Source organism: Pseudomonas sp. NMI760_13 (assembly GCF_021283245.1).
Lineage (GTDB): Bacteria > Pseudomonadota > Gammaproteobacteria > Pseudomonadales > Pseudomonadaceae > Aquipseudomonas > Aquipseudomonas peradeniyensis.
Window position 1 is genome coordinate 37,982 of record NZ_JAJSRC010000015.1, and the last position, 18,317, is coordinate 56,298.

At 64.5% G+C, this 18,317-nt stretch carries 18 protein-coding genes and 1 riboswitch; of the genes, 7 read left to right on the plus strand and 11 right to left on the minus strand.

What is annotated here, in order from left to right; genetic code table 11:
• Window positions 1-106 precede the first annotated feature (106 nt).
• Window positions 107-1,513, minus strand: coding sequence for an adenosylmethionine--8-amino-7-oxononanoate transaminase (locus tag LU671_RS16555; protein ID WP_232856277.1), 1,407 nt, complete (start codon window positions 1,511-1,513; stop codon window positions 107-109).
• Between the two features lie 73 nt (window positions 1,514-1,586).
• The gene (locus LU671_RS16560; RefSeq protein ID WP_203648292.1) at window positions 1,587-1,982 is read right to left on the minus strand and encodes a hypothetical protein; all 396 of its coding nucleotides are present in this window, start codon (window positions 1,980-1,982) and stop codon (window positions 1,587-1,589) included.
• A 241-nt stretch (window positions 1,983-2,223) separates the two neighbouring features.
• On the opposite strand from LU671_RS16560, the gene LU671_RS16565 reads away from it, so the two are divergent.
• The 3 genes from LU671_RS16565 (at window position 2,224) to LU671_RS16575 (ending at window position 5,450) form a co-directional block, all read left to right on the plus strand.
• Window positions 2,224-4,056: a flavin monoamine oxidase family protein gene (locus LU671_RS16565; protein ID WP_232856278.1), complete on the plus strand. Its 1,833-nt coding sequence runs from the start codon at window positions 2,224-2,226 to the stop codon at window positions 4,054-4,056.
• A gap of 229 nt (window positions 4,057-4,285) precedes the next feature.
• Window positions 4,286-4,837, plus strand: coding sequence for a cytochrome b (locus LU671_RS16570; RefSeq protein ID WP_069016035.1), 552 nt, complete (start codon window positions 4,286-4,288; stop codon window positions 4,835-4,837).
• Between the two features lie 34 nt (window positions 4,838-4,871).
• The gene (locus tag LU671_RS16575) at window positions 4,872-5,450 is read left to right on the plus strand and encodes a YceI family protein (RefSeq protein ID WP_203648287.1); all 579 of its coding nucleotides are present in this window, start codon (window positions 4,872-4,874) and stop codon (window positions 5,448-5,450) included.
• Window positions 5,451-5,606: 156 nt separating this feature from the next.
• Here the strand turns inward: LU671_RS16575 and LU671_RS16580 are convergent, their stop codons facing one another.
• The 6 genes from LU671_RS16580 to LU671_RS16605 form a co-directional block, all read right to left on the minus strand.
• Window positions 5,607-7,508: a DEAD/DEAH box helicase gene (locus LU671_RS16580; RefSeq protein ID WP_203648285.1), complete on the minus strand. Its 1,902-nt coding sequence runs from the start codon at window positions 7,506-7,508 to the stop codon at window positions 5,607-5,609.
• Between the two features lie 221 nt (window positions 7,509-7,729).
• The gene (locus LU671_RS16585; protein WP_232856279.1) at window positions 7,730-8,512 is read right to left on the minus strand and encodes a substrate-binding periplasmic protein; all 783 of its coding nucleotides are present in this window, start codon (window positions 8,510-8,512) and stop codon (window positions 7,730-7,732) included.
• Between the two features lie 116 nt (window positions 8,513-8,628).
• Entirely contained in the window at window positions 8,629-9,474 is an 846-nt protein-coding gene (gene metF, locus LU671_RS16590) for a methylenetetrahydrofolate reductase [NAD(P)H] (RefSeq protein WP_203648281.1), read from the minus strand.
• 139 nt (window positions 9,475-9,613) lie between these two features.
• On the minus strand, window positions 9,614-11,023 hold the full coding sequence (gene ahcY / locus LU671_RS16595; protein ID WP_028688336.1) for an adenosylhomocysteinase: 1,410 nt from the start codon (window positions 11,021-11,023) through the stop codon (window positions 9,614-9,616).
• Between the two features lie 21 nt (window positions 11,024-11,044).
• Window positions 11,045-11,141: riboswitch (S-adenosyl-L-homocysteine riboswitch) on the minus strand.
• Between the two features lie 98 nt (window positions 11,142-11,239).
• Window positions 11,240-11,752 (minus strand): hypothetical protein, encoded by a 513-nt coding sequence (locus tag LU671_RS16600; RefSeq protein WP_232856280.1) that lies wholly within the window; start codon window positions 11,750-11,752, stop codon window positions 11,240-11,242.
• Window positions 11,753-11,837: 85 nt separating this feature from the next.
• Window positions 11,838-12,344 carry an inclusion body family protein gene (locus LU671_RS16605; protein WP_232856281.1) on the minus strand — a complete coding sequence of 169 codons (507 nt, stop codon included), beginning with the start codon at window positions 12,342-12,344 and terminating at the stop codon, window positions 11,838-11,840.
• A 337-nt stretch (window positions 12,345-12,681) separates the two neighbouring features.
• Between LU671_RS16605 and LU671_RS16610 the strand changes: the two genes are divergently transcribed.
• Window positions 12,682-13,083 (plus strand): acyl-CoA thioesterase, encoded by a 402-nt coding sequence (locus LU671_RS16610; protein WP_186715898.1) that lies wholly within the window; start codon window positions 12,682-12,684, stop codon window positions 13,081-13,083.
• A gap of 115 nt (window positions 13,084-13,198) precedes the next feature.
• Here LU671_RS16610 and LU671_RS16615 read toward each other — a convergent pair whose 3' ends face one another.
• Complete coding sequence (locus tag LU671_RS16615) at window positions 13,199-14,434, minus strand: cation:proton antiporter (RefSeq protein WP_232856282.1); 1,236 nt, start codon at window positions 14,432-14,434, stop codon at window positions 13,199-13,201.
• A 211-nt stretch (window positions 14,435-14,645) separates the two neighbouring features.
• On the opposite strand from LU671_RS16615, the gene LU671_RS16620 reads away from it, so the two are divergent.
• Both LU671_RS16620 and LU671_RS16625 read left to right on the plus strand, forming a co-directional pair.
• Window positions 14,646-15,479, plus strand: coding sequence for a DMT family transporter (locus tag LU671_RS16620; RefSeq protein ID WP_232856283.1), 834 nt, complete (start codon window positions 14,646-14,648; stop codon window positions 15,477-15,479).
• A 30-nt stretch (window positions 15,480-15,509) separates the two neighbouring features.
• Complete coding sequence (locus tag LU671_RS16625; protein WP_110734763.1) at window positions 15,510-15,896, plus strand: MAPEG family protein; 387 nt, start codon at window positions 15,510-15,512, stop codon at window positions 15,894-15,896.
• 139 nt (window positions 15,897-16,035) lie between these two features.
• On the opposite strand, the gene mltA is transcribed toward LU671_RS16625, so the two are convergent.
• Complete coding sequence (gene mltA / locus LU671_RS16630; RefSeq protein ID WP_232856284.1) at window positions 16,036-17,187, minus strand: murein transglycosylase A; 1,152 nt, start codon at window positions 17,185-17,187, stop codon at window positions 16,036-16,038.
• Between the two features lie 119 nt (window positions 17,188-17,306).
• Between mltA and LU671_RS16635 the strand changes: the two genes are divergently transcribed.
• The gene (locus LU671_RS16635; RefSeq protein WP_232856285.1) at window positions 17,307-17,753 is read left to right on the plus strand and encodes a c-type cytochrome; all 447 of its coding nucleotides are present in this window, start codon (window positions 17,307-17,309) and stop codon (window positions 17,751-17,753) included.
• A 140-nt stretch (window positions 17,754-17,893) separates the two neighbouring features.
• Here LU671_RS16635 and LU671_RS16640 read toward each other — a convergent pair whose 3' ends face one another.
• The gene (locus LU671_RS16640; RefSeq protein WP_203648267.1) at window positions 17,894-18,289 is read right to left on the minus strand and encodes a DUF1090 domain-containing protein; all 396 of its coding nucleotides are present in this window, start codon (window positions 18,287-18,289) and stop codon (window positions 17,894-17,896) included.
• Window positions 18,290-18,317 lie beyond the last annotated feature (28 nt).

Genomic DNA, 18,317 nt, shown 5'->3' on the forward strand with positions numbered 1-18,317 from the left:
AGCGGCCCCGGCAATTTCTGCTGCGAAGCTGAAAACCTGGGGCTGCTCCGCAGCCCTTTCGCGGCACAAGGCCGCTCCTACAGGGGGCTGTGAGAAGGCATTGGGCCTAGCCCGGATCGCGGAAATCGGGGTGGAAATCGGCCGGTACAGCCACGCTGACGTGATCACGGGTGGCAATGTCGATCCCTTCGCTGGCCACCTCGGCCAGGAAGTCGATCTGCTCCGGGGTGATCACGTAGGGCGGCAGGAAGTACACCACGCTGCCCAGCGGACGCAGCAGCGCGCCCCGGCTCAGGGCATGCTCGAAGACCTTCAGGCCACGGCGCTCCTGCCAGGGGTAGGCGACTTTGCCGGCCTTGTCCTGGACCATCTCGATGGCCAGGGCCATGCCGGTCTGGCGGATCTCGGCGACATGGGCGTGATCGGCCAGGTGCGCGGTGGCGCTGGCCATGCGCGCCGACAGGGCCTTGTTGGCCTCGATGACGTTGTCCTGAGCGAAAATGTCCAGGGTCGCCAGGGCTGCGGCGCAGGCCAGCGGGTTGCCCGTGTAGCTGTGCGAGTGGAGGAAGGCGCGCAGGGTCGAGTAGTCGTCGTAGAAGGCCTGGTACACCTTGTCTGTGGTCAGGCAGGCGGCCAGGGGCAGGTAGCCGCCGGTCAGGGCCTTGGACAGGCACAGGAAGTCGGGGCGGATGCCGGCCTGTTCGCAGGCGAACATCGTGCCGGTGCGGCCGAAGCCCACGGCGATTTCGTCGTGGATCAGGTGCACCTCGTAGCGGTCGCAGGCCTCGCGCAGCAGTTTGAGGTACACCGGGTGGTACATGCGCATGCCGCCGGCACCCTGGATCAGCGGCTCGACGATGACCGCGGCGATGCTGGCGTGATGTTCGGCCAAGGTCTGTTCCATGGCCGCGAACATGTTTCGCGAATGCGCCTCCCAGCCCATGCCTTCGGGGCGCAGGTAGCAGTCCGGGCTCGGCACCTTGATGGTGTCCAGCAGCAGCGCCTTGTAGGTCTCGGTGAACAGCGGCACGTCGCCCACCGACATCGCCGCGATGGTCTCGCCGTGGTAGCTGTTGGTCAGGGTGACGAAGCGTTTTTTCTGCGGTTTGCCGATGTTCTGCCAATAGTGGTAGCTCATCTTCAGCGCCACTTCGATGCAGGAGGAGCCATTGTCGGCGTAGAACACCCGCTCCAGGCCGGCCGGTGTCATCGCCACCAGGCGTTCGGACAGCTCGATCGCCGGCTGGTGGCTGAAACCGGCGAGGATCACGTGCTCGAGCTGGTCGACCTGGTCCTTGATGCGCTGGTTGATGCGCGGGTTGGCATGGCCGAACACGTTGACCCACCAGGAGCTGACCGCGTCCAGGTAGCGCTTGCCCTCGAAGTCCTCGAGCCACACGCCCTCGCCGCGGCGGATCGGGATCAGCGGCAGCTGCTCGTGGTCTTTCATCTGGGTGCAGGGGTGCCACAGGACCTTGAGGTCGCGTTGCATCCACTGTTCGTTGAGGCCCATGGGCACTTCTCCTGGCGTTACGGCTCGGTTTGACCGCGTAAGCCTAAGCAATGCCGGAAGGCAGGACAACCGCTCAGTGACGCCAGGCCGGGCGCCATTCCAGCTGGCGTATGTGCACGGTGCACAGCGGCAGGGTGGAGAGGACCAGGCGATCCAGGGGGCCGGGCACGTCGTGCCAGAAGGAGCCGAGCGTGGCGGGACCGGGCATGAACTCGGTGTAGTCATGGTCGCGCAAGGTCAGCCAGTAGGCGGTCGAAACGGCGCTGCCTAGCGTATTGATCTCCACTTCGAGCAGCAGGCAATCGACCGTCTGGCCGAAGATGATTTCGATATCGCACTGGCCTCGGACGACCAGTTCCGTACCGCTACGCCCTTCGTCGGTCTGGTAGCGCGAACTGTAGGCGGTGCCATTGGAGATGATGCTCAGGCCCGTGGGGGTGCGCCAGGTGATTTCCGGCATCGGTGCCAAGGGCTGCCACCTGGCAAAATCTTCCGTGTAGATCACCGCTGTTTCTCCGGCCTGATTCTGGAGTGCGAGCCAAGCCTGCCTGCCCTTGCGACAAACGGCTACTGACAAAATTACCAGTTGCCAAAAGCACTTGATGTCACTGCGGTGGCAGGGTGGGCAGAGGTGACGTATTCTTAACGCATCTCTCCCGGGGCATTCTTCCCCGTCTCTTCTATCGCTTCTCTAACCGGAGTTCGCCATCATGGCTGCTGCTTGGGTGCGCCTGTGCGCGTTGGTATTGATCGGGGTGTCCAGCGGTGCCGCGCTGGCCAAGGACAAGACGGCGATCGTCGTCGGTGGTGGCCTGGCGGGCCTGACCGCGGCCTACGAGCTGCAAGGCAAGGGCTGGCAGGTCACCTTGCTCGAGGCCAAGTCAGGGATGGGCGGGCGTTCGGGGCTGGCCACCAGCGAGTGGATTGGCAACAGCAAGACCCAGCCGGTGCTCAACCAGTATCTGGAGCAGTTCAAGGTCGGCACCTTGCCGGCACCGGAGTTCGTGCGTAACCCCGGCTACCTGATCGACGGGGAGTATTTCAGCGCCGCCGACCTCGCAACCAGGCAACCGGCCACCGCCGAGGCCCTCAAGCGTTATGAGAAGACCCTCGACGACCTGGCCCGCTCCATCGAGGACCCGTTGAACCCGGCGGCCAACAGCACCCTGTTCGCCCTTGACCAGATGAACGTGTCCACCTGGCTGGACAAGCTGCAACTGCCGGCGACCGCCCGTCAGCTGGTCAACCAGCAGATCCGCACCCGTTACGACGAGCCATCGCGCCTGTCGCTGTTGTATTTCGCCCAACAGAGCCGTGTCTACCGCAACGTCAGCGACCGCGACCTGCGCGCCGCGCGCTTGCCGGGCGGCAGCCCGGTGCTGGCCCAGGCGTTCGTCAAGCAGCTCAAGACCATCAAGACCAGCTCGCCGGTCACCGCCATCGTCCAGGACAAGGACGGGGTGACGGTCAAGGTCGGTGCCGTGGGTTACAAGGCCGATTACCTGGTCATGGCCGTGCCGCTGCGGGCCCTGGCCAAGATCCAGATGACCCCGGGCCTGGACAACCAGCACCTGGGCGCCTTGAAGGGCACCAACTACGGCTGGCGCGATCAGCTGATGCTCAAGTTCAAGAACCCGGTATGGGAAAGCCGTGCGCGCATGTCCGGCGAGATTTTCTCCAACACCGGCCTGGGCATGCTGTGGATCGAACCGGCGCTCAAGGGCGGCGCCAACGTGGTGATCAACCTGTCCGGCGACAATGCTCGCCTGTTGCAGGCCTTCGGTGACAAGCAGATGGTCGACCAGGTGCTGATCCGCTTGCACGCCTTCTACCCGCAGGCCCGTGGCGCCTTTACCGGTTACGAAGTGCGCCGTTACAGCACTGATGCCGGTATGGGGGGCGCCTACCTGGCCTACGGCCCTGGGCAGATCAGCAAGTACTGGCGCCTGTGGGAGCGTCCGGTTCAGCGCATTGCCTTTGCCGGCGAGCATACCGACGCGCTCTACCCCGGTACCCTCGAAGGCGCCCTGCGCAGCGGCCAGCGCGCCGCGAGCCAGGTTCAGGACCTGGCTGCGGGCAAATCCTTCGACCCGGCCAAGGCCGCACCGGTTGCCGCCGCGGCCGCTGCGGGCGCGGTCGTGGCGAAGGACAAGGGCGGGTTCTTCTCCAACCTGTTCGGTGGTGGCTCCGACAAGGCCCCGGCCAAGGCGGAGCCTGTGAAGGTCGAGGAGGCCAGGCAGGACAAGCCAGGCTTCTTCTCGCGTCTGTTCGGTGGTGCTGACAAGCCAGAGGTCAAGGCCGCGCCGATCGCCAAGGCCGAGGAGATTGCGCCGGTGCCTGCCGCGGCCCCCGCGCCTGTCGCTCCGGCGCCTGTGGCCAAGGAGGAACCGGTGAAGCCGGCCGCCACCAAGCCAGCCCCAGCCAAGCCTGCGGCCAAGCAGGCGCACAAGCCCGCCGCCAAGCCGGCGCCGGTGAAGAAGGCCACCGCCAAGTCGGAACCGGCCAAGAAGCCAGTGGTCAACAGCCAGGCCAAGGCCGGCTGATCTTTCGACAGGCAATTGCCCTGTCTCCTGTGGGAGCGAGCAAGCCCGCTCCCACAAATTTGCCGACGGTGGCAAGCTCCTACCAAACGACTATCGTTAATGTTTCCTTAATAGGAAGCTTGCACACTAAATATCGGGTTTTTAGATAATCCGAAGCAATTTTTTACGCTTTTATTCGATGCGTTACGCGCTAGTCTTGTGCACAGCTTTCACGGGGAAACACGCCAACATGCAACTGCGCAACTCATCTTCCCGCTATGGCCTGGTCAGCATCGTCCTGCACTGGGGCGTGGCGCTGGCGGTCTTCGGCCTGTTCGGCCTGGGCCTGTGGATGGTCGGTCTCGACTACTACAGCCCTTGGCGCAAGACCGGGCCCGATCTGCACAAGAGCATCGGCCTGGTGCTGCTGGCCGCCATGCTGCTGCGCGTACTCTGGCGTTTCATCAGCCCGCCACCGCCGGCGCCGGCCAACCATGGCAAGGTCACCCGCCTGGCCGCCAAGCTGGGCCACCTGGCGCTGTACCTGGGCCTGTTCGCGGTGATGGTCGCCGGCTACCTGATTTCCACCGCCGACGGTGTCGGCATTCCGGTGTTCGGCCTGTTCGAAGTGCCGGCGCTGATCAGTGACCTTCCTGACCAGGCCGATACCGCGGGGGTGATCCACCTGTGGCTGGCCTGGGGCCTGGTGATTTTCGCGGTGCTGCATGCCCTGGCGGCACTCAAGCACCATTTCATCGACCGTGACGCGACCCTGACCCGCATGCTGGGCCGCAAAGCTTGACTCTCAACCTCAATTGCAAAGGAAGGAAGTAAGGATGTTGAAAAAGACTTTTGCCGCTCTGGCGCTCGGTACCGCCCTGATCTCCGCCGGCCAGGCCATGGCCGCCGAATACAAGATCGACAAGGAAGGCCAGCACGCGTTCGTTGACTGGAAGATCAGCCATCTGGGCTACAGCTTCATCCACGGCACCTTCAAGGACTTCGACGGCAACTTCACCTGGGACAGCGCCAAGCCCGAGGCCAGCAAGATCAGCGTCGACCTGAAGACCGCCAGCCTGTGGTCGAACCACGCCGAGCGTGACAAGCACATCGCCAGCAAAGACTTCCTCGATGTGAAGAAGTACCCGGATGCCAAGTTCGTCTCCACCAGCGTCAAGTCGACCGGTGAGAAGACCGCCGACGTCACTGGCGACCTGACCCTGCACGGCGTGACCAAGCCGGTCACCTTCAAGGCCGTGTTCAACGGTGAAGGCAAGGACCCGTGGGGTGGCGAGCGTGCCGGCTTCAACGCCAAGACCACGCTGAACCTGAACGACTTCGGGATCAAAGGCCCAGGCCCGACCTCCCAGACCCTGGACCTGGATATCAGCGTCGAAGGTGTGAAGCAGAAGTAATTAGCGTTAGCTGAATGACCGAGGGGCCGCTACGCGGCCCTTTCGCGGCACAAGGCCGCTCCTACAGGTACTGCGCTATGCCAAAGGGCTGCACTGAACCTGTAGGAGCGGCCTTGTGCCGCGAAAGGGCTGCATAGCAGCCCCTCGGTGTTTCAATCAGCCCTTTCGGGTCAGCAGCGCCGGACGCTCACCGCGTGGGCGGCTCGGCAGGTCGTCCAGTTGCTCGGGCGTCGGGTAACGGTCGAGCTTGGATTCCTTGCGAATGATCACCGGCGCACTCTGCGACTCGCGCGGGTTGCGCACGGCGGGTTCCTGGCGAGCCGATTCGTCACGGCGGTTACGGCCACCGTTGTTGTCACGACGAGCGCCGCCATTGCTGCCACCACCGTTGCGCGGGCGTTTTTCACCCGAGCCCTGGCCTTGGCGCTGTTGGCCATTGCCACGGCCTTGACCTTGCGCCTGACCACTGCCGCTGCGTTGGCCTTGCCCTTGACCTTGTCCGGCATTGCCACCCGGGCGACGGTTGCGGCCCTGGTTCTTGGCATTCTGGTAAGGGCTGACGTAGTCGGCGCGGTTGCCGAAGTTATCCACATCGTCGTCCAGGAACTCTTCCGGGTCACGATTAGCGGGTTTCGACGGGGCGGTGTTCTGGCCTTGGGCATCCTGCTGCTGGCGTGGTTTCTTGTCACGCGGCTTGCGCTGCTGCTGGCCTTGCTGCTGTTTCTCGCCGGCTTTTTCCTTGTCGGCCTGCTTCTCGCCCGCAGGCTTGTTGCGGCCTTTGTCCTTGCCCTTGTCCTTGCGCCCGCCACTGCCTTCCTTGCCGCCTTCGCCGCGAGGTTGCTGGTTGCGGCCACCGCGGCCAGTGTTCTGCTGGCGCTCGCGGACTTCTGGCTTCTCGGCCTCGACCTGGGAGGCGTCGAAGCCCATCAGGTCGCCATCCGGGATCTTCTGCTTGGTGACGCGCTCGATGCTCTTGAGCAGCTTCTCTTCGTCCGGGGCGACCATCGAGATGGCCTCGCCCGAGCGACCGGCGCGGCCGGTGCGGCCGATGCGGTGAACGTAGTCTTCCTCGACGTTGGGCAGCTCGAAGTTGACCACGTGGGGCAACTGGTCGATGTCCAGGCCGCGGGCGGCGATGTCGGTGGCGACCAGCACGCGCACGGTGTTGGCCTTGAAGTCGGCCAGGGCCTTGGTGCGGGCGTTCTGGCTCTTGTTGCCGTGGATCGCCGCAGCGGTCAGGCCGTGCTTTTCGAGGTACTCGGCCAGGCGGTTGGCGCCGTGCTTGGTGCGGGTGAACACCAGTACCTGCTCCCAGGCACCCAGGGTGATCAGGTGCGCCAGCAGGGCACGCTTGTGGCTGGCCGGCAGGCGGTAGACGCGCTGCTCGATGCGCTCGACGGTGGTGTTCGGCGGCGTGACCTCGATGCGCTCGGGGTTGTGCAGCAGCTTGTCGGCGAGGTCGGTGATGTCCTTGGAGAAGGTCGCCGAGAACAGCAGGTTCTGGCGCTTGGCCGGCAGGCGTGCCAGCACTTTCTTGACGTCGTGGATGAAGCCCATGTCGAGCATGCGGTCGGCTTCGTCCAGCACCAGGATCTCGACCCGCGAGAGGTCGACGCTGCCCTGGCCGGCCAGGTCGAGCAAACGACCCGGGCAGGCGACCAGGACGTCGACGCCCTTGGCCATGGCCTGGACCTGCGGGTTCATGCCGACACCGCCGAAGATGCAGGCGCTGATGAAGTTCAGGTCGCGGGCATAGACCTTGAAGCTGTCATGCACCTGGGCGGCCAGCTCGCGGGTCGGGGTCAGCACCAGGACGCGCGGCTGGCGCGGGCCGTGGCGTTGCGATTTGTCGGGGTGGCCACCCGGGAACAGGCGCTCGAGGATGGGGAGCGCGAAGCCGCCGGTTTTACCAGTACCTGTCTGGGCGGCGACCATAAGATCGCGACCTTGCAACACGGCGGGAATGGCCCGCTGTTGCACCGGAGTGGGCTGGGTATAGCCCGCTGCCTCGATAGCGCGGACAAGAGCCTCGGAGAGACCGAGGGAAGCAAAGGACATGGGCAATCCTGTTCTCGTGGGGGCTGGGCCCGATGGGGTGTTCTGCCTGGCGCGACGGGCATCGGAAGGATGCGATCGCGTCCGGTCCAGCTGGGCGTGCACGGCGCATCCTGGAGCCTGCGGGCGGCGCGCTAGGTGCGCTGCTGCGGGTCGAGATGCCTGTTGCGAGGCCGAGCGTCCGGGCGTGAGCCTGGCGGGAAGGCCCGAGTATAACAGAGCAATCAGGGTGTGCTGCGTTCCTGCTGCTCAACGGCGAAAGGAAAATCGCGATTGCCCAGGTAGCGGGCGTTGATTGCCGCGTAGGCCGGCTCCTGCTTGAAGCGTCGCAGTTCATCACTGAACGCCTGTGCCAGCTGCTCGCGCCCGGGCTTGCGGGCCAGCCCCAGGTACTGCGGACGGCGGCTGATCACCAGGGGCAGCGCCTCGACGGTCTGCTCCAGGCCCAGCTGGCGGCTGACATAGCCACCCACCCGGCGGTCGGTCACCAGCAGGTCGATGCGCCCGAGCGCCAGCTTGCCGAAGTTGGCCTCGTGGCTGGGCGCCGGCTCCCGACGGAACAGCGGCGATTCGGCGAAAACGCCGTCGTAGACGTAGCCTGGCGAGGTACCCACGGTCAGCCCGGCCAGGTCTTCGAGGCGCTCGACCGGATGGGGGCGCGAGCGGGCCTGGTAGAGGACGAACTCGACCTCTGACATGGGCTCGTCCGGGTAGACCAGGTAACCCTGGCGCGAGTCGACCCGGAAAATATCCATCACCGCGTCCGCCAGGCCCTGCTCGACCATGGCCAGGCAGCGCCGCCAGGGCAGGAACTGCCATTGCACCTCGATGCCCAGGCGCTTGAACACCTCGTTGGTGACCTCGTAGTCGATGCCTTTGGGCTGGCCGTTTTCCTGGTAGAGGTACGGCGCCCAGTCGTCGCTGACGATGCGCAGGCGTTCGGCATGGGCCAGCGGGCTCAGGCCGGCGAGCAGCAACAGCAGGAGAGGGAGAATGAGCGTGCGCATGGCGGGAGAGTACGCTGCGAGCCCGTGCAAGGCCAGTGAGCACTGGTCGCGGGGGCCTGCGGTACAAGCGCGAATGAACAAGGCTTTGACCTGCGCCAAAGCCTTGTCCACGACCATCAGCGTGGCAGCTTCAGGTTGTTCCAGATCGCCAGGCTCGGTTCGGCCTGGTTGAGCGTGTAGAAGTGCAGGCCCGGTGCGCCGCCTTGCAGCAGTTGTTCGCACATGCGGGTGATCACTTCCTCGCCGAAGGCCTGGATGCTGGCGGTGTCGTCGGCATAGGCTTCCAGCTGCTTGCGGATCCAGCGTGGGATCTCGGCGCCGCAGGCGTCGGAGAAGCGTGCCAGCTTGCTGTAGTTGGTGATCGGCATGATGCCGGGTACCACCGGGATGTCCACGCCCAGCTGCTGCGCGCGCTCGACGAAGTAGAAGTAGCTGTCGGCGTTGAAGAAGTACTGGGTGATGGCGCTGTCGGCGCCGGCCTTGACTTTGTGCACGAAGTTGGCCAGATCCGCCTCGAAGTTACGCGCCTGTGGGTGCATCTCAGGATAGGCGGCCACTTCCAGGTGGAAGTGGTTGCCGGTTTCCTGGCGGATGAACTCGACCAGGTCGCTGGCGTAGCGCAGCTCGCCGCTGGCCGCACCCATGCCGGATGGCAGGTCGCCACGCAGGGCGACGATGCGCTTGATGCCGGCGGCCTGGTACTCGGCGAGCAGGGCGCGCAGGTCGTCCTTGCTGTCACCCACGCAGGACAGGTGCGGGGCGGCCGGGACCTTCACTTCGCTTTCCAGCTGCAGCACGGTGTTCAGCGTGCGGTCGCGGGTCGAGCCACCGGCACCGTAGGTGCAGGAGAAGAAGTCCGGGTTGTAGCTGGCCAGCTGGCGGGCGACGCCCATCAGCTTCTCGTGGCCGGCATCGGTCTTGGTGGGGAAGAACTCGAAACTGTAGCGGCGTTCTTGTGACATCTCTCGTTCCTTCGGCGGCGCGCCCAGGGCGGCTACCTGCAAATAAAAGCCAGGACGGTTGGGGCCGGCCTGGCTCGGACATCGGTTCGACGCGTTGCCAGCCAGCGCCAGGGCGATTACCCGGCGCTGGCGCCGCTGCTTAGTAGCGGTAGGCGTCCGGCTTGAACGGACCTTCGACGGTCACACCGATGTACTCGGCCTGCTGCGGGGTCAGCTGGGTGACCACGCCGCCGAAGCCGCGGACCATCTCCAGGGCCACTTCTTCGTCCAGCTTCTTCGGCAGCACTTCAACGGTCAGGCGCTCGGCCTTCTTGGCGGCTGGCAGTTCGGCGAACTTCTGCTCGAACAGGAAGATCTGCGCCAGGACCTGGTTGGCGAACGAGCCGTCCATGATGCGGCTTGGGTGGCCGGTGGCGTTGCCCAGGTTCACCAGGCGGCCTTCGGCCAGCAGGATCAGGTAGTCGTCGTTCTGCGGATCGAACACGCCGGCGCCGGTGCGGTGGATCTTGTGCACCTGCGGTTTGACCTCTTCCCATGCCCAGTTCTTGCGCATGAAGGCGGTGTCGATCTCGTTGTCGAAGTGGCCGATGTTGCAGACCACGGCGCGCTTCTTCAGGGCCTTGAGCATGTTGGCGTCGCAGACGTTGACGTTACCGGTGGTGGTGACGATCAGGTCGATGCGGCCCAGCAGGTCCTTGTTGATGCCGGCTTCGGTACCGGTGTTGATGCCGTCCTTGAACGGCGAGACCACTTCGAAGCCGTCCATGCACGCTTGCATGGCGCAGATCGGGTCGACTTCGGTGACCTTGACGATCATGCCTTCCTGACGCAGGGACTGGGCCGAGCCCTTGCCCACGTCGCCGTAGCCGATCACCAAAGCCTGCTTGCCCGACAGCAGGTGGTCGGTACCGCGCTTGATGGCGTCGTTCAGGCTGTGACGGCAGCCGTACTTGTTGTCGTTCTTGCTCTTGGTGACCGAGTCGTTGACGTTGATCGCCGGGACTTTCAGCTCGCCCTTGGCCAGCATGTCGAGCAGGCGGTGCACGCCGGTGGTGGTCTCTTCGGTCACGCCGTGGATCTTGTCCAGCATGGCCGGGTATTTCTTGTGCAGGATTTCGGTCAGGTCACCGCCGTCGTCCAGGACCATGTTGGCGTCCCATGGCTGACCGTCTTTCAGGATGGTCTGCTCGATGCACCACTCGTACTCTTGCTCGGTTTCACCTTTCCAGGCGAACACCGGGATGCCGGCGGCGGCGATGGCCGCGGCGGCCTGGTCCTGGGTGGAGAAGATGTTGCACGACGACCAGCGCACTTCGGCGCCCAGGGCGACCAGGGTCTCGATCAGCACGGCGGTCTGGATGGTCATGTGGATGCAGCCGATGATCTTCGCGCCCTTGAGCGGTTGCTCGGCTTGGTACTTGCGGCGCAGGCCCATCAGTGCCGGCATTTCCGATTCGGCGATGATGACTTCCTTGCGGCCCCAGTCGGCCAGGGAGATGTCGGCGACCTTGAAGTCGGAAAAACCAGCAGGCGTGTTTACAGCGCTCATTGAGAGCCTCCATTCGTAGTGTGCGAATGGGCGCCGTTGTGCGTTGAGCGTCCGCTTGCGCGGACAACGCCCCAACCGAGCCTGACAGGCCGAGCCTGCTGCAGCGCCCCTCGGATGGGTGGCGGGAACGGTGGCCGCTGGAGCCACCGTCGAAAGTGCCGGGCGATTATAGCGGGGCTTTCGATGCATCCCAAGGGCTAAACGCCAAAGACGGGTTCACTGGGAGTGGCCGTTGGTCCGCAAGGCAAGGCGCAGTGTGAAGTGGGCGAGCGGCTCGCAGCTCTGGGCCAGCACCATCACCTGCCAGGCCAACTTGAATTCACCCGGCTGGTCGCAGTGGATACGCCAGTGATAGGTGTCGACTTGGCGGCTTGCCGGCTGCAGCGGCGCCGCTGCATCGGGAAGGGCCAGGCGCAGGTTGCGTTGCTCGGCCAACTCGATGTCCAGCAGCGGCTCGCTGACGGGGCTGTGGCTGAACAGCATCTCCTCGCCGAGCAGCGCCACCGGGACCGTGTGCAGGAGCAGGGTGTCCCCAGCCGCGACGACTAACTCCGGTGTGTCGAGAAGCAGCGTTTCACCCGTTGCCGGGCGTGAGTGCAGGATGCAGAAATGGCGGGGGTCGAGTTCGGCGGGAGAAGCTGGATCGCTGGGGAGTCGCTCGACGGCTGTGAGCAGCCCCTGAGTATCGACAATGATCAGCGCGTGATGGGCGGGATTCTCCGTGGTCATGATGCGCTCCTTCCTTGAGCAGCAATGAGTGATCCGGGGACTGGCGCGCACCGCCGGCCCGAGGGGCGGCGGTGCGCGGCGTGGATCAGTTGGTGATGGTGATGAACGGATCCCATTCGAAGTAGCCACAGCACTTGCAGTCGCGATCGACGATCATGAACTTGAAGTGGTAGGTGACTTTCCCTTGCTTGAGCAGATCGCCACGCCAGTAGTAGTTGTCGAGGATCTGGCATGTCGGGATGGTCTTGTTGTTCTCGTTGGGTACGGCTGATTGAACCTCTGCGTGGAGGGGGCGAGGGTCTTCCAGGAGTTTGTGCTTGGGATCGTCGGAGACGAATCCGTAGAGGATTACCGATTGCTCGAAGCCGAACGAGATGCTTTGCTCGCGCCAGCGGACCACATCGCCCACACGGCCCCGGAGATGCAACTCACCACCGGCCTGGCCGGAGATGACGTTGTCCTGATAGGTGACCATGTAAATGTGTTCCGGTGGTATGAATGTGGGCTTGTTCGGATCCCTGCTCGCGGTAGGGTACTTTTTGAGGATGGTTTCAGTGTCGACGTTGATGCTGACATCAATGATTCTGGACATAGTGGATTCCCTTTCACTGATTTCGAGTAGGTCAATGGTGAGCCTCAGTCGCTCTCCACTGGCACTGCCCGGAGCCTCGCTTCCTGCGAATGCCGGTACTGCCGCACGGTATGCCAAGTTCCGGTTGTCCGACCACCTGGAGTGATCTGCGGATCACAGGGGTCAGGCTAGATCCGTGGGGGTGGGTGTCAAACCGCGTTGCGCGGATACTGACCAATGGTCGTAGGGCGTGGACATGGTTGACGCAAATCAATGGGGCTACCATGTAGGACGTGGTCGGACGGCTGATCCGCCGTTCGCCGCTCGATGTTCATGAGGCCGCAGGCCAGGAGTACAGATGAACTTTCACACCCGCAAATGGGTAAAACCCGAAGACCTCAACCCCAACGGCACCCTGTTCGGCGGCAGCCTGCTGCGCTGGATCGACGAGGAGGCGGCGATCTACGCCATCGTCCAGCTGGGCAACCAGCGTGTGGTGACCAAGTACATTTCCGAGATCAACTTCGTCAGCGCCTCGCGCCAGGGCGACATCATCGAGCTGGGCATCACCGCCACCGAGTTCGGCCGCACCTCGATCACCCTCAAGTGCGAAGTGCGCAACAAGATCACTCGCAGGGCGATCCTGACCGTAGACAAGATGGTCTTCGTCAACCTGGGCGAGGATGGCCAGCCGGCGCCGCACGGGCGTACCGAGATCAAGTACATCCAGGATCAGTTCCCGGACAGCGCCGTGGAGTGATTCTCGGGGGCTGCTCTGCAGCCCTTCGCGGCACAAGGCCGCTCCTACAGAAGAACGCAATCCCCTGTAGGAGCGGCCTTGTGCCGCGAAGGGCCGCAAAGCGGTCCCGGCCTTTTCAAGGCTGTGTGCTGACCTTGCGTACCACCTTGCCGACCGTCAGACCCTGCACCAGGATCGACGACAGCACCACGATGTAGGTGATCGACAGCAGCAGGTCACGCTCATCACCCTGTGGCAGCGACAGCGCCAGGGCCACCGACACGCCACCACGCAGGCCACCCCAGGTCAGCACGCGGATGGTGCCTTGCGGCACGGTCCGCCAGCGGCGCAGCAACACGATGGCCGGCGCCACGGTCAGCAGGCGCGAGGCCAGCACCGCCACCGCCAGCACGCCACCGGCCGCCAGGTGCAGCCAGTTGAACGGCAGCAGCAACAGCTCCAGGCCGATCAGGGCGAACAGCAGGGCGTTGAGCATGTCGTCGATCAGTTCCCAGAAACCGTCCATGTAGCGGCGGGTCATGTCGTTCATCGCCAGGTTGCGCCCCAGGTTGCCGATGATCAGGCCGGCCACCACCATGGCGATCGGCGCCGAGACGTGCAGCTCGTAGCACATGGCCGAGCCGCCGATCACCAGCGCCAGGGTCAGCATGACCTCGACCTGGTACTGCTCGACGCTCTTGATCATGCGGTAGGTCGCGTAGCCGATCACCCCGCCGAACACCACCCCGCCGATGGCTTCGCGGGCGAACAGCAGGGCGGTGTCGGACACGCTCGGCGTCTCGCCCAGCTGGATGATGCCTAGCAGCACGGTGAACACCACCACCGCGGTGCCGTCGTTGAACAGCGACTCGCCGACGATGGTGGTCTTCAGCGGCTTGGAGGCGTTGGCGGTACGCAACGCGCCGAGCACGGCGATCGGGTCGGTCGGCGAGATCAGCGCGCCGAACAGCAGGCAGTAGATCAGCGGCACGTTCCAGCCGAACAGGGCGAACACCCAGTGCGCCAGGTAGCCGATCACCACGGTGGCGATCAGCACGCCGATCGTGGCCAAGAGTCCGATCGGCCAGCGGTAGCTGCGCAGGTCGGCGAGGTTGACGTGCAGGGCGCCGGCGAACAGCAGGAACGACAGCATCCAGTGCATCAGCAGGTCATTGAAGTCGATCTGGTTCATCAGGCCTTCGACGCGCTCTTCCAGGCCAGGAAAGCCGATCAGGCTCAGGCCCTGCAGCATCAGGGAGAACAGCAGTGCGGTGACCATCACGCCGATGGCCGGCGGCAGGCCGATGAAGCGGTAGTTCACATAGGTGAGGAGGGTGGTGAGGCAGATAAACGCGGCAACTAATTCAAGCATCCCGAATCCTGTAACAGTGGCTTCCAAGTCGTTTCCCGAGTGGCTCGGGCAGTTCTTTGATGACCTGGCGCGGGGTTCGGGACACACCTTATGACCGGTTTTGTCGGAATCGTTCCTCAAGTCGGGCGGCAGGCGCTCCCACGATGCCTACAAGCAACAGCAAACCGTTATAGTGCGAGGTGTCGCCTGGTCTTTGCGCAAGGAATCCCGCGTGTTGGCAACCTCCCTGGTACTGGTCGCAGCCCTGCTCCACGCGACCTGGAACACCCTGATCAAATTCAGCGCCGAACGCCTGCTGGTGATCGCCAGCATGGACCTTGTGGCACTGGTCTTCGCCGTTCTGGCGGTGGCGTTCGTCGAGTTTCCCCCTGCCAGCATCTGGCCCTGGCTGCTGGCTTCGGCGCTTGCCGAACAGCTGTATCGCTACCTGTTGATAAAAGCCTACAAAGTGGGCGACCTGGGCCTGGTCTATCCGCTGATGCGTGGCCTGTCGCCGTTGGTGGTCCTGGGCTTGACCCTGGCTTTCGCCGGCGAGTCGCTCAGCCAGCAGCAGATCATCGGCATCCTCCTGATCCCCTGCGGTATGGCCTGCCTGCTGTGGCAGGGTGGTGGCGGTGATCGCCTGCCCTGGTCGATGCTGCCGGTGGTGGCGCTGATTGGCCTGTGCATCGGTTGCTACACCTGGTTCGATGGCCAAGCTGTTCGCCTGTGGGGCAAGCCCATGGACTACCTGGTATGGCTGACCCTGCTCAGTGCCTGGCCGTTCCCGCTGCTGGCCGGCGTTGCCCGCGGGCCGCAATTCGCGCTGTTCTGGCGCACCCAGTGGCGGTTGGGGTTGGCGGTGGGGCTGTGCGTGCTGCTGAGCTACGCTCTGGTGCTGTGGGCCATGCACCTGGGGTCGGTCGCCGAGGCGGCGGCGCTGCGTGAGCTGAGCGTGATCCTCGTGGTGCTGCTGGGCATGCGCTACCTCAAAGAACCTTTTGGCGGGCCGAGACTCCTAGCTTGCGGGCTGGTCCTGGCTGGCATGCTGGTGATGAAGCTCTGACCGATCCTCTGTGAACAAGGAGTCCTGTAGATGACCGTTGCCCTGTGGTGCATTCTCGTCGCGCTGGTCCTGCCACCGCTGTGTGCATTGATCGCCAAACTCAGCAGCGGGTATTTTGGCCTGCGCGCCAATCACGACCCGCGTGCGTTTCTGGACAAGCTCGAAGGGCTGCCACGGCGTGCCCATGCTGCCCAATTGAATGGCTACGAGGCGTTTCCCGCGTTTGCCGCGGCGGTTCTGGTGGCCGACATCGTCGGCAATGCCGAGCAGGTGACCCAGGATGTGCTTGGGGTGGTGTACATCACCAGCCGCTTGCTTTACATCATCTGCTATCTGGCCGACTGGGCAGTGTTGCGCTCGCTGGTGTGGTTCGTCGGGATGGCGCTGATAGTGGCGTTCTTCGTGGTGTCCATCTGACTTGAGAAAATCTGCCGGTCTGCGCTGATTGTTGTAGGAGCGGCCTTGTGCCGCGAAAGGCCCGCGAAGCGGGCCCTGCGATGTCTGTAGCGCGCCCCTTTCGCGGCACAAGGCCGCTCCTACAGGGCGCATGCAGCCATCAAGGAACCTTTGGTACTTCTGGCAAAGGCTGCCCCTTGGGCCACAGCATCCAGATCTGCCCTTGCTGCTTCATGTTCCCCGCCAGTTCGCCGGCCTCGGGGCCGGTGCCCCAGAACAGGTCAGCGCGCACTTCGCCGGTGATGGCGCCGCCGGTGTCCTGGGCGCCGACCGGGCGCACCACCGGGCTGCCGTCCGGGCGGGTGGTGGACAGCCAGAGCAGGCTGCCCAGGGGGATTACCTTGCGGTCGATCGCCACGCTGTAGCCTGCGGTGAGCGGCACGTTGAGCGATCCGCGCGGCCCCTCGTTGCTGTCCGGGCGGGTGCTGAAGAACACGTAGCTTGGGTTGCTCGCCAGCAGCTCGGGCACACGCTGCGGGTTGGCCTGGGCCCAGGCGTGGATGCTGCCCATGGTCACCTCTTCCTTCGGCAACTGCCCCTGCTCAACCAGCCAGCGGCCGATCGGCCGGTACGGGTGGCCGTTCTGGTCGGCGTAGCCCAGGCGCAACTGGCGGCCGTTCTCCAGCTGGATACGGCCCGAGCCCTGTATCTGCAGGAACTGCAGGTCCATCGGGTCGGTCAGCCAGGCCAGTACCGGCGCCTTGGCGCCGTCGCGGTTGATCACCTCGGCGGTGTCGTAGGGCTTGAGCACCCGCCCGTCGAGGCGCCCGCGCAGGCGTTTGCCCTTTAGCTCGGGGTATACGCTGGCCAGGTCGACCACGATCATGTCCTCCGGTACGCCATACACCGGGACCTGCGCACTGTCGGTGCGGGCCAGGCTGCCGGGGTAGACCGGCTCGTAATAGCCGGTGATCAGGCCGTTGGCGCTTTTCTGCGCCGAACGCAGGCCATAGACCTGTAGATTCTGTTCGAGGAAGGTGCGCACCTGGGCGGCATTGGCCGTGGCCGAGCCCGCTGCCTCACAGGTGGCGGACCACACCGGGTCGCGCCTGAGCTTCTCGCAACCGTTGCGCCAGGCGTAGAAGCCGGCCAGCAGGTCGTCGTCGCTGACCTGGGGCAGGTCCTTGAAGTTGGCGGGCACGTAGGTGGCGATGGCGTGGGGTTCGGGCTTGGCGCTTTCGCCGCCGTTGCAGCCGGCCAGGAGCGCCAGGGCAGGCAGTGCCCAGGCGAGATGGCGCAATGCAGATTTCATGTTGTCGGTCCTGTGTGGGGCAAAGCGTGAAGATTCGCCCCTGTTTTCTGTGTGGCTATTGGTCTTTGCCCGCGAGGCGGTGATACTGGCCGCCCGTTTTCCTGGCCGAAGAGACCGTGATGTTCAAGCGATTGACCGTAGTACTGCTTGCCGCCCTTGCCCTCAGTGCCTGTGACGGCGTTGATCCCAACTCGCCGCTGGGCCAGCGCAAGGCGATCTTCAAGCAGATGCTCAAGACCAGCGAAGACATGGGGGGCATGCTGCGCGGGCGCTTGCCCTTCGACGGCGTGAAGTTCGCCGATGGCGCGGCGAAGCTGGACAGCCTGGCCCACGCGCCGTGGCAGCACTTCCCGCAGGTGCGCGATGAGGGTGACAGCAGCGCGCGGGCCGAGGTCTGGCAGCGCCAGGCGCGGTTCCAGGACCTGGCCCGGCAACTGGAGGGCGTCACTGGCGAACTGGTCGCGGTGACCCGTGCCCAGCCGCTGGACGTGGCGCAGGTGAAGGCGCCGATGGACAAGGTCGAGGCGGCGTGCAAGGCCTGTCATAGCGAGTTTCGCAATCACTGAGCGAGTGGGCCGTTGTGGGTGCGGGCTCGTGGGAGCGGGCTTGCCCCACGATGGCGCCGGATCGGCCAGTGACGTTGCCTGGGCTGACGTCATCGCGGGGCAAGCCCGCTCCCACGGTTCGTACACATAAGACCGGTCGACTAGCGTTCGAGCTCGTCCACGGCCTCCTGCAGCTCCTTCTTCGCCTCGGCCAGCTTGTCCTTGCGCTTGTTGATCTTCTCCGCGTCGCCCTTCTTCATGGCCTTGTCCAGGTCCTTGGTGCGCTGGTTCACTTCATGGCGAGCGTCGAGCACCTTCTGCTCGCGCTCCTTGCGCAGGCCGGCATCGGTGCAGTGTTCGGTGACTTCGCTCAAGGCTTTTTCCAGCCCCGCCTGCTGGTCGCTGTTGCCATGGGCGCGGGCTTGTTCGATCTGTTCGCTGATGGCCTGGCGCTTGGCCGCGCAACCGGTCAGGCCCGGCTGCTCTGCGGCGGCCAGCAGCGGGCTGGCGGCGAAACCGAGCAGGGTAGACAGGGCGAGGGACGAAAGCAGTTTCATCGAGGGCTCCATTCGAGGCTGGGCAGCA